This window comes from Brevundimonas sp. (assembly GCF_024711105.1).
Taxonomy (GTDB): Bacteria; Pseudomonadota; Alphaproteobacteria; order Caulobacterales; family Caulobacteraceae; genus Brevundimonas.
Genome location: NZ_JANJTL010000164.1, coordinates 1 through 9,792, shown reverse-complemented (window position 1 = coordinate 9,792; position 9,792 = coordinate 1). Strand labels below are relative to the sequence as shown.

Sequence of the window (9,792 nt, the reverse complement as noted above, 5' to 3'; positions counted from 1 at the left end):
AACGTCGGCGAGAACTCGGTGCACGGCTCGGATTCGGCCGACAACGCCAAGATCGAGATCGCCCAGTTCTTCACGGACGACCAGATCGTCGGCTAGGCCGGCCTGACGGCGAAGATCGAGGCCTCCGGGGCGACCCCCGGGGGCCTTTTTCGTTGGCGACACAGCGACACAGCGACAGAGCGACAGCCGGGCACACCGCGGATCCGCGACACCCTCGATGTCAAAGACCGACGGGCCGATGGTAGGCCGGTGTGAAGCGACGTGCGGAAACGGCGGTCGCATTTACGCAAGTCCTGGAAATTGATCGGTGTTGCCGCCAGAAACGCGGGGGTTCGCCCGAGCTTGAGGCCCGCTTAGCCCCGGATCGCGGCGGCGAGCGCCGCCGGATAGAGCCGGTGCTCCGCCTCCAGAACACGCGCCGCCAGGGTCTCAGGCGCGTCGCCCTGCATGACCGGCACCCGCGCCTGGCCAAGGACCGGCCCGGCGTCGACCTCGTCGATGACGAGGTGAACCGTGCAGCCGGCTTCAGCGTCACCGGCCTCGATGGCGCGCTGGTGCGTGTGCAGGCCTGGATAGAGGGGCAGCAGGCTGGGGTGGATGTTCAGCATCCGGCCTTCCCAGGCGCGGACGAACCAGGGGGTCAGCAGGCGCATGTACCCAGCCAGGGCGACCCACTCGACGCCACGGGCGCGGAGCTCGGCGTCCATGGCGCGCTCGTGCGCCTCGCGATCCTTGCCGAACGGCCGGTGATCGATGGCCAGCGCCTCGACGCCCGCCGTCCGCGCCTTGGCCAGGCCGCCCGCGTCCGGATTGTTGGAGATGACGCAGGCGATCTCGGCGGGATAGGCGGGATCCTTGGCCGCCGCGATCAGGGCGGCCATGTTGGAGCCGCCGCCCGAGATCAGGACGCCGACCTTGGCCTTCATGCCGGCTGCAGGCTTCCGCAGGCGAAGACGGTCTCGCCTGCGGCGTTCAGCTCCGCGATGACCGAATTCGCATCATCCTCTGCCACATAGAGGACGAAGCCGACCCCGCAGTTGAAGGTGCGGCGCATCTCGTGCTCGGCCACGCCGCCGGCTTCCTGCAGCCAGGCGAACAGGGACGGCATCGCCATGGCGTCCCAGTCGAAGAGGGGCTTGAGGCCATCCGCCACGCCGCGCTGCGGGTTCTCGATCAGGCCGCCGCCGGTGATGTGGGCGCCGCCCTTGATGCGGCCCGCCTTCATCAGGGGCAGGACCGCCTTGATGTAGATGCGCGTCGGCTCCATCAGCGCCTGGGCCAGGGTCCGGCTGGCGTCGAAGGGCGCGTCCGCGCCCCAGCCCAGACCCGACCGCTCCACGATGCGCCGGATCAAGGAATAGCCGTTGGAGTGCGGGCCGGAGGAGGCCAGGCCGATGATCACATCGCCGGGCTTCTGGTCGTCCAGCCGGGGCAGGACCTGACCGCGCTCGACCGCGCCGACGGAGAACCCCGCCAGGTCGTATTCGCCGTCGCCGTACATGCCCGGCATCTCGGCGGTCTCCCCGCCGACCAGGGCGCAGCCGGCCAGCTTGCAGCCCTCGGCGATGCCGGCGACGACGCGGCGGGCGACCTCGACCTCCAGCTTGCCGGTGGCGAAATAGTCCAGGAACATCAGCGGCTCGGCGCCCTGCGCCAACAGGTCGTTGACGCACATGGCGACCAGGTCGATGCCGACGTGGTCGTGGCGGCCGGTCTCGATGGCGATCTTCAACTTGGTGCCGACGCCGTCCGTGGTGGTGACCAGAAGCGGGTCGTTGAAGCCGGCGGCCTTGGGATCGAACAGTGCCCCAAATCCGCCCAGCGAGGCCTCCGCGCCCGGCCGGCGGGTCGCGCGGGCCAGCGGCTTGATGGCCTCGACCAGCGCTTCGCCCGCGTCGATGTCCACGCCGGCGTCGGCGTAGGTGAGGCCGTTGGGCCGGTCCGTCATGGTTTCTGTCCGTCTGGCGGCAAATCAGCGCCGCGCTCTTGCCACGGCGAGGGCGGGCGAGGCTATAGCTAGCCGATGAATCCGATCACGACCAACGACGCCCTGGCCGAGTTCTGCGCCGCCGTCGCCTCCGCTCCCTTCATCGCCGTGGACACCGAGTTCATGCGCGAGACGACCTACTGGCCCAAGCTGTGTCTGATCCAGGCCGCCACGCCCGAGCACGAGGCGGTCATCGATCCGCTGGCCGACGGCCTGGACCTTGCGCCCTTCCTCGATCTGCTGCGCGACCCGAAGATCACCAAGGTCTTCCACGCGGCCCGCCAGGACGTGGAAATCTTCAACCGGCTGGGCGCCATGCCCGTGCCGCTGTTCGACACCCAGGTGGCCGGCATGGCCGCGGGATTCGGCGAGCAGGTGGCCTACGACTCGCTCGTGCGGCAGATGCTGCGCAAGGAGGTCGACAAGGGCAGCCGCTTCACCGACTGGGCGCGCCGGCCGCTGACCACAGCCCAGTACGACTACGCCTTGGCCGACGTGACCCACCTGGCCAAGCTCTATCCCAAGCTGCGCGATCGGCTCGAAAAAGAGGGGCGCCTGGAGTGGGTTGCCCAGGAGATGGCCGGCCTGACCGACCCGGCCCTCTATGACGTGACGCCGGAGAACGCCTGGAAGCGGCTCAAGCCCAAACGCTTCTCGGCCAAGTATCTCGCGGCCTTCAAGGCTGTCGCCGAATGGCGCGAACGCACCGCCCAGGAGCGGGACCAGCCGCGCGGCCGCATCCTCAAGGATGACGCCATCGACGAGGTGGCCACCCAGGCTCCGACCGACGCCGAGGCGTTCAACCGCCTGCGCTCGGTCCCCAAGGGCTTCGGCGCCTCGCGCATGGGACAGGACCTGATCGCGTCCCTGACGCAGGTGCTGGGCGACCCCGAGGCTCATGCGCCCGACGTGGCCCGGCCGCAGTCCCGTCAGCCGGCGCCGGCGTCGGTAGTGGAACTGCTGAAGGTGCTGTTGAAGGCCAAATGCGAGAATCGGGGCGTGGCGCCCAAGCTGGTCGCCTCGTCGGCGGACCTGGAATTGATCGCGATCAGCGATACGGCGGACGTGCCCGCGTTGCAGGGCTGGCGGCGGGACCTGTTCGGTGAGGACGCGCTGAAGCTGAAGCGGGGCGAGATCGCCCTGGTGCTGTCCGGCGCGCGCGTCGAGGTCGTCGAGATCGAATAGCGCTAGAGCCGGTCGACCGGCAGCCTGAGGAAGACGGCGCCCGACGCGTCGGGAGGGGGCATGTGGCCCGCGCGGATGTTGACCTGCAGCGCCGGCAGGATCAGCTGCGGCGCCTTGAGCGTGGCGTCGCGGGCCTGGCGCATGGCCACGAACTCCGCTTCGGAGCGGCCGGCGCCGACGTGGATGTTGTCGGCCTTCTCGGCGGCCACCGTCGTTTCCCAGGCGAAGTCGGTTCGCCCCCCGCCGGACGGCAGGTAGTCGTGGCCCACGAAGATTCGAGTGGCCTCGGGCAGGGCCAGGATCCGCTGGACGGATCGGTAAAGGGTCGCGGCGTCGCCGCCCGGGAAGTCACAGCGCGCGGTGCCGTAGTCGGGCATGAAAAGCGTGTCGCCGACGAAGACCGCGTCGCCGATCCGGTAGCTGACGCAGGCCGGCGTGTGGCCGGGCGTGTGGATCACCTCGACGGTCAGGCCGCCCAGGGGGAAGGATTCTCCATCGTCAAACAGGTCGTCGAAGGCCGAGCCGTCGGGGACCACGTCGTCCGCCTCGAACAGCGGCGCGAAGGTGCTCTGGACCCCGGTGATCGACCGGCCGACCCCGACCCGGGCTCCGGTACGCTCGCGGATCACGGCCGCGCCCGAGAGATGATCGGCGTGGGCGTGGGTCTCCAGGACGCGCTCCAGCCGCAGGCCGCTCTGCCCGATCGCGGCCAGCACCCTGTCGACCGAGCCGGTCGAGGTGCGCGCCGAGGCGGGGTCGTAGTCGAGCACGGGATCGATGATCGCCGCTGCGCCCGTCGCCGGGTCTGCGACCAGATAGGTGATCGTATGGGTCACCGGATCGAAGAAGCCGGTGACGTCCGGCGAAGGCGTGCCGCTCATGTCGGGAACTGTACAGCGGCCAAGCTTGCGGCGGCAACGGGCGGCCCGTGACAGGCCGACCCGGCGCCGTTAGGGTCCGCCGCCGTTCAGTTTGAGGAGGCTGTCCGTATGATCCGCTCCGCCCTGGCCGCTTCGGCCGCCCTTCTTCTGGCCGCCTGCGGCGCCGGCGCGCCCGGCTTGATGGACCCCTCGGGCCCGGCCCCCACAAGCACGGCCGACCTGTCCGAGCACATCCGCGTCCTTTCGTCAGACGAGTTCGGGGGCCGTGGCATCGGCACCGAAGGCGAGCAGATGACGATCGACTACGTCTCCAGCCAGTGGGCCGCGGCCGGCTTCGAGCCGGGCGGACCGAACGGCCAGTGGGTCCAGCCGGTGACCCTGCGCCGGTTCGAGGTGTCGGACGCCTCGGGCGTGCTGCGCGTCGGCGACTGGAGCCGCAACCTCGTCCAGGGCGAGAACGTCGTGATCTCCACCCGCCTGCCGGGCCAGCCGCACGTCATGCTGCACGAGGCGCCGCTGGTCTTCGTGGGCTACGGCATCAATGCGCCGGAGCGCGGCTGGAACGACTACGAAGGCCTGGACATGCGCGGCAAGGTCGCCGTGGTCCTGATCAATGACGCGGACTTCGAGGACCCGTCGCTGAACACCTTCAACGGCCGGGCCATGACCTATTACGGCCGCTGGACCTACAAGTACGAGGAAGCCGCGCGCCAGGGCGCCGCCGGGGTCATCATCGTCCACGAGGACGCCCCCGCCTCCTACGGCTGGAACACCGTGCGCAACAGCTGGACCGGCCCGCAGTTCGACATCGTGCGCCAGAACCCGGCGGCCGAGCGGACGGCGGTGGAATCCTGGGTGACGCGCGACACGGCGGTGGAACTGTTCCGCCAGGCCGGTCTCGACTTTGACGCGCTGAAGGCCCAGGCGCGCGTGCGCGGCTTCCGTGGCGTGGAGCTGCCGGGTGCGAGCGCGGACATCCACTACAACCTCGCGACCGACACGATGCAGACGCACAACATCATCGGCCGTCTGCCAGGCACGACGCATCCGGAGGAGACGATCCTCTACACGGCGCACTGGGATCACATCGGCATCGGCGAACCGGACGCCAACGGCGACGCCATCTTCAACGGCGCGGTCGACAATGCGACGGGCACCACCGCCCTTATCGAGCTGGCCCGGCTGTTCGCCTCGGGACCGCGCCCGGAACGCTCGATCGTGCTGATCGGCTTCACGGCCGAGGAGAGCGGTCTGCTGGGCTCAGAGTTCTACGCCGCCAATCCGGTCTATCCGCTGGCCACCACGGTCGCGGGCTTCAACATCGACGGCATGAACGTGATCGGCCCCATGGTCGATGTCAGCGTGACCGGCTCGGGCTATTCCTCGCTGGAGGAAAACCTGGCGCGGCACGCGGCGATGCAGAATCGGACGGTGTCGCCCGACAGCTCGCCGGAGGCCGGCTACTACTTCCGCTCGGACCACTTCCCGCTGGCCAAGCGCGGCGTGCCGATGCTGTACGCGGACGGGGGCACGGCCCTGGTGGACGGCGGCCGGGCCGCGGTCGTGGCGGCCGAGGATGACTATCGCGCCAACCGCTATCACCAGGCCGACGACGAGTGGTCCGCGGACTGGAACCTGAACGGCATGGCCCAGGACATCATGCTGCTCTACGGAATCGGCCTGGAGATCGCGAACTCGCGTGACTGGCCGACCTGGAACGAGGGCACCGAGTTCCGCCCGGTGCGCGACCAGACCGCCGGCCAGCGTCAGTGATCCTGACGGAACTGTAACTGTGCGCCCCTCGCCCGACGTGCCAGTCAGGCCGAAAGGCGAGGGGAGGCACTGTATGCCCGTTCGGATGAGACTGGTTGGCGTGGCGTCGCTCATGGCGCTGGCGGTGGGACCCGCCTGCGCAAGCGCCCAGCAGGCGACGTTCGAGGCCGACCGGCTGTCGGAGCACGTGCGAATCCTGTCGCAGGATTCCTTTGGAGGCCGACGTCCGGCGACCGACGGGGAGCGCCTGACGCTGGATTATCTTCAGGCCCAGTACGAAGCCATGGGCATGGAGCCCGCCGGGCCGGACGGGCAGTGGCGCCAGCCAGTGACCCTGACCCGCTATACGCCCCAGCCGGGCGCGAGTCTGACAGCCAGCATCGGTCAGCGGACCGTCGACCTGGTGGCGGCGGGCGCGGCCACGGTCCGCGCGGCCTATGGCGACGGTCAGGCCTCGGTGACTAACGCCCCGGTGGTCTTCGCCGGCTACGGCATCCACGCGCCCGAGCGTGATTGGGACGACTACGGCGACCTCGACGTGTCCGGCGCGGTGGTCATCGTCATGATGGGGGAGCCTGCGGACACCCGCTTCAATGGCGAGTTTCCGACGCTCTATTCGCTGGACCTCTACAAGACCGAGGAAGCTTTCCGCCGGGGCGCGGCGGCGGTGCTGTTCGTTCTGCCGATCGCGTCCGGCGACCCGGCGTTCGGCCGGGCGGTGACGCAGTCGGCGCTTGCCAGCACGACGGTTGTCGGCGTGGAGAACATCGAAGCCACGGGCTATCTCGCCATCGATCCGCTGACCGAGTGGGCGCAGGGCTCCGGACTTGATCTGGAACGCGCCTTCGCAAAGGCCGAGAACGGGACGTTCCGGGCGTCGGTGCTCGAGGGCGTGAGACTTTCCCTGAACGCCGTCGAAACGGTCGAAGAGATCCAGACCTGGAACCTCATGGCCCGCATCCCCGGCACGGAGCGTCCGGAAGAGACCGTCATCGTCTCGGCTCACTGGGACCACGTCGGCAGCCGCGACACACCGGATTCCGATGGCGACACCATCTACAACGGCGCCTGGGACAACGCCTCCGGCACCGCGGGCGTGCTGGAAATGGCGCGCGTTCTGAGCAGCGGCCCGGCGCCGGAACGGACCATCGTCTTCGCCCACATGGCGGCCGAGGAGATGGGCCTGCTGGGGGGGTACTACTACGCGGAAAATCCGATCTATCCGCTTGAGACGACGGTCGCGGATATCAACATCGACATGCTGCCGCTGTCGCCCCCGACGCGGGACCTGCCGATCTTCGGACTGGGGCAAAACAGCCTGGAGGACGATCTGGCCGCGCTGGCCGCCGAGGAAGGCCGGGTGATTACCGACGACGGCCAGCCGGAGCAGGGCTTCTACTACCGGTCGGACCACTTCCCTTATGCGCTCGCCGGCGTACCCTCGCTGATGCCCTGGCACGGCGTCGACTGGGATGAGGGCGGCCGCGAGGCCGGCGAACCGGCCTATCGCCAGCAGTGGACCACCCGATACCACCGGCGCGCGGACGAATGGTCGGCCGATCTCGACTGGCGCTCGGCGGTGGAAAACCTGGAGTTGCTGCGCCGCCTGGCGACGGACCTGGCCAACAGCGAGCGCTGGCCCACCTGGCATGAGACGTCCGAGTTCGCGGCCACCCGCGCCGCTTCGGACGCCGCGCGCCGGTGAGGATCACGGCCCGCACCGGCGATGGTTCGCCGCCCGTGCAGGGCAGCTATCCGCAGGCCGTCGAGGTGGAGGGCGCAACCCGCTGGCTCCATCTGTCAGGGCAGATACCGGTCCGCCCCGACGGCTCCCTACCCGACACCTTCGAGGACCAGTGCCGCCAGTGCTGGGCCAATGTCGAGGCGCAGCTGACCGCCGCGGGCATGACGCTCGACAACCTGGTCAAGGTCACCACCTTCCTGTCCGACCGCAAATACGCCCTGGAGAACCGCGCCGTCCGTCTCGAGGTGCTCGACGGCCGCCAGCCGGCCCTGACGGTGATCATCACCGGCATCTTCGACGAAGCCTGGCTGGTCGAGATCGAGGCCGTGGCGGCGGCGTGAGGCGCGACTGGTCCCCGGTCGCGTCGGCCGAGGACGACGGCCTCATCCTGTTCGACGGCCAGTGCGTCTTCTGTTCGCGATGGGTCCGGTTCGTGCTGCGCCGGGATCGGCCGGGCCGGTTCCGCTTCGTGACCATCCAGAGCGAGCGTGGCCGGCGGCTGGCGGAGGCCCTGGGCGTCGACCCGCAGCAGCCCGAGACCAATGCGGTGATCCTCGACGGCCGCGCCTGGTTCAAATCCGACGCTGCACTGGCGGTGCTGGCGCAACTGCCGGGCTGGGGCTGGACCGGTATCGGCCGGATCGCGCCGAAGCCCGTCCGCGACTGGCTCTACGACCGGATCGCACGTAACCGCTACGCCCTGTTCGGGCGCACTGACCAGTGCATGGTCCCGACCGCCGAAGAGCGAACGAGATTCCTCGGATGACACGCGTCCTCGTCATCGGCGCGGGCGGTGTGTTCGGCTCCCGCCTGGCGGAAGGTCTGCTGCGCAACGGCTTCGAGGTAGTGGTCGCCGGCCGGAGCGCCGACCGCGCCGCCGCGGTCGCGGAGCGCTTGCGGGACGCTCCCGCCAGCGCTGTGGTGCGCACGGCGGTCGTCGACACCACCAGGGTCACGGCCGAGCAGATTCGAGCGACCGGCGCCGGCATCGTCGCGGACTGCGCCGGGCCATTCCAGGGCGCCCGGCCGACCGTCGCGTCCGCGGCGATCGCTGCGGGTCTCCATTATGTGGACCTGGCCGACGCGCGCGATTTCGTCGGGCGATTCCCCGAACTGGATGAGGCGGCGCGCGAGGAGGGGCTCGTCGCCCTGACCGGATGCAGCTCGACGCCGGCTCTGTCCCACGCGGTGCTCGACGACCTGACCGCCGGCTGGCGCGAGGTGGTGTCGGTCGAAGCCGCGATCTCGCCGGGCGCTCGCGCGCCGCGCGGTCTGTCAGTGATGCAGGCCATCCTTTCCTGGCTGGGCCGACCGGTGAGGGTCTTCGAGGGCGGCGGCTGGCGGGATCGTCCGGGCTGGAGCGGGCTTCATCTCCGCGACATGGGCAGAGCCGGCCGCCGCTGGGTCTCGCTGTGCGAGACGCCGGACCTCGATCTCCTGCCGCAGCGGTTCGCCGTGCGCGAACGGGCCTGGTTTCTCGCGGGCCTGGAACCCGCGGCGGCGCATTTCGGGGCTTGGCTGCTGGGCAAGTTCAGCGCCCTGACCGGCGCGCGGCTGACGGCGCTGGCGCCGTCGCTCGTTCGGCTGTCCGGCCTGTTGTCCCCGTTCGGCTCGGACCGGGGCGCGATGCGGGTCGAGGCCTATGGCCTGGATGCGGAGGGCAGGTCGGTTCGAGCCGTCTGGCTCCTGACGGCCGTTCCCGGCGCCGGACCGGTGACGCCTAGCCTGCCGGCGCTGGCGGCCATCAAGGCGATCGCAAGAGGCGGGGTCGCCGCGGGCGCGCGCGCCTGCGTTGGCGTCCTCAGCCGCGAGGACATCGAGGCCGAGATGGCGGGTCTGGGCCTCGCCACGGCGTCCACGGTCGAACGCGCCGCCCTCTATCGCCGCGCGATCGGGCCCGAGTTCGACGGCCTGCCGGCGCCGATCCGCGCGCTGCATGAGACGCCCGGCCGCTCCGTCTGGACCGGTCGGGCCAGGGCGACGGGTGCGGCCAATCCTCTCGCCGCCCTCGTCGCGCGCCTGATCGGTTTCGCCGGCGACGATCCGGACTGCGAGGCGCGGGTCGAGATCGAGGCGGACGGCCTGCGCTCCGTCTGGCGGCGGCGCATCGGCAAGGGCGTCTTCTCCAGCGTCCTTTCGCACCCGCGCGACGGCGGGCGGGTGAGGGAGCGGTTCGGCCTCGCCGCCATGGACCTGCGGCTGACCACGTCCGAGGGCCGCCT

The 9,792-nt window shown here is 70.1% G+C and carries 10 protein-coding genes; 7 read left to right on the top strand and 3 right to left on the bottom strand.

Annotated features, from left to right (window positions below):
- The coding region (locus Q0M60_RS13190; RefSeq protein ID WP_296820319.1) for a nucleoside-diphosphate kinase at positions 1–96 on the top strand (96 nt) is incomplete at its 5' end.
- A 257-nt stretch (positions 97–353) separates the two neighbouring features.
- Here Q0M60_RS13190 and purN read toward each other — a convergent pair.
- Together purN and purM are read right to left on the bottom strand one after the other, a co-directional pair.
- Positions 354–926, bottom strand: a complete 573-nt coding sequence (gene purN, locus Q0M60_RS13185) for a phosphoribosylglycinamide formyltransferase (protein ID WP_296820318.1) — start codon at positions 924–926, stop codon at positions 354–356.
- Positions 923–1,948 (bottom strand): phosphoribosylformylglycinamidine cyclo-ligase, encoded by a 1,026-nt coding sequence (gene purM / locus Q0M60_RS13180; protein WP_296820316.1) that lies wholly within the window; start codon positions 1,946–1,948, stop codon positions 923–925. The genes purN and purM overlap by 4 nt, the downstream gene beginning before the upstream one ends.
- A gap of 75 nt (positions 1,949–2,023) precedes the next feature.
- On the opposite strand from purM, the gene rnd reads away from it, so the two are divergent.
- Complete coding sequence (gene rnd, locus Q0M60_RS13175; RefSeq protein WP_296820314.1) at positions 2,024–3,172, top strand: ribonuclease D; 1,149 nt, start codon at positions 2,024–2,026, stop codon at positions 3,170–3,172.
- A 2-nt stretch (positions 3,173–3,174) separates the two neighbouring features.
- On the opposite strand, the gene Q0M60_RS13170 is transcribed toward rnd, so the two are convergent.
- A complete protein-coding gene (locus tag Q0M60_RS13170; RefSeq protein WP_296820312.1) occupies positions 3,175–4,053 on the bottom strand; it encodes an MBL fold metallo-hydrolase in 879 nt (292 codons plus the stop codon).
- 108 nt (positions 4,054–4,161) lie between these two features.
- Between Q0M60_RS13170 and Q0M60_RS13165 the strand changes: the two genes are divergently transcribed.
- From Q0M60_RS13165 to Q0M60_RS13145, 5 genes are all read left to right on the top strand, one after another.
- On the top strand, positions 4,162–5,826 hold the full coding sequence (locus tag Q0M60_RS13165) for a M28 family metallopeptidase (RefSeq protein ID WP_296820310.1): 1,665 nt from the start codon (positions 4,162–4,164) through the stop codon (positions 5,824–5,826).
- Between the two features lie 73 nt (positions 5,827–5,899).
- The gene (locus Q0M60_RS13160) at positions 5,900–7,531 is read left to right on the top strand and encodes a M28 family peptidase (RefSeq protein WP_296820309.1); all 1,632 of its coding nucleotides are present in this window, start codon (positions 5,900–5,902) and stop codon (positions 7,529–7,531) included.
- The gene (locus Q0M60_RS13155) at positions 7,528–7,911 is read left to right on the top strand and encodes a RidA family protein (protein ID WP_296820307.1); all 384 of its coding nucleotides are present in this window, start codon (positions 7,528–7,530) and stop codon (positions 7,909–7,911) included. Before Q0M60_RS13160 ends, Q0M60_RS13155 begins: the two co-directional genes overlap by 4 nt.
- The gene (locus Q0M60_RS13150; protein WP_296820305.1) at positions 7,908–8,336 is read left to right on the top strand and encodes a thiol-disulfide oxidoreductase DCC family protein; all 429 of its coding nucleotides are present in this window, start codon (positions 7,908–7,910) and stop codon (positions 8,334–8,336) included. Before Q0M60_RS13155 ends, Q0M60_RS13150 begins: the two co-directional genes overlap by 4 nt.
- Positions 8,333–9,792 (top strand): SDR family NAD(P)-dependent oxidoreductase (locus Q0M60_RS13145; RefSeq protein WP_296820303.1); only part of this gene is annotated, 1,460 nt, incomplete at its 3' end. The genes Q0M60_RS13150 and Q0M60_RS13145, both read left to right, overlap by 4 nt.

Coding starts and splice junctions, on each gene's coding strand:
- purN (WP_296820318.1), bottom strand. CDS start 926: ATGAAGGCCAAGGTCGGCGTCCTGATCTCGGGCGGCGGCTCCAACATG.
- purM (WP_296820316.1), bottom strand. CDS start 1,948: ATGACGGACCGGCCCAACGGCCTCACCTACGCCGACGCCGGCGTGGAC.
- rnd (WP_296820314.1), top strand. CDS start 2,024: ATGAATCCGATCACGACCAACGACGCCCTGGCCGAGTTCTGCGCCGCC.
- Q0M60_RS13170 (WP_296820312.1), bottom strand. CDS start 4,053: ATGAGCGGCACGCCTTCGCCGGACGTCACCGGCTTCTTCGATCCGGTG.
- Q0M60_RS13165 (WP_296820310.1), top strand. CDS start 4,162: ATGATCCGCTCCGCCCTGGCCGCTTCGGCCGCCCTTCTTCTGGCCGCC.
- Q0M60_RS13160 (WP_296820309.1), top strand. CDS start 5,900: ATGCCCGTTCGGATGAGACTGGTTGGCGTGGCGTCGCTCATGGCGCTG.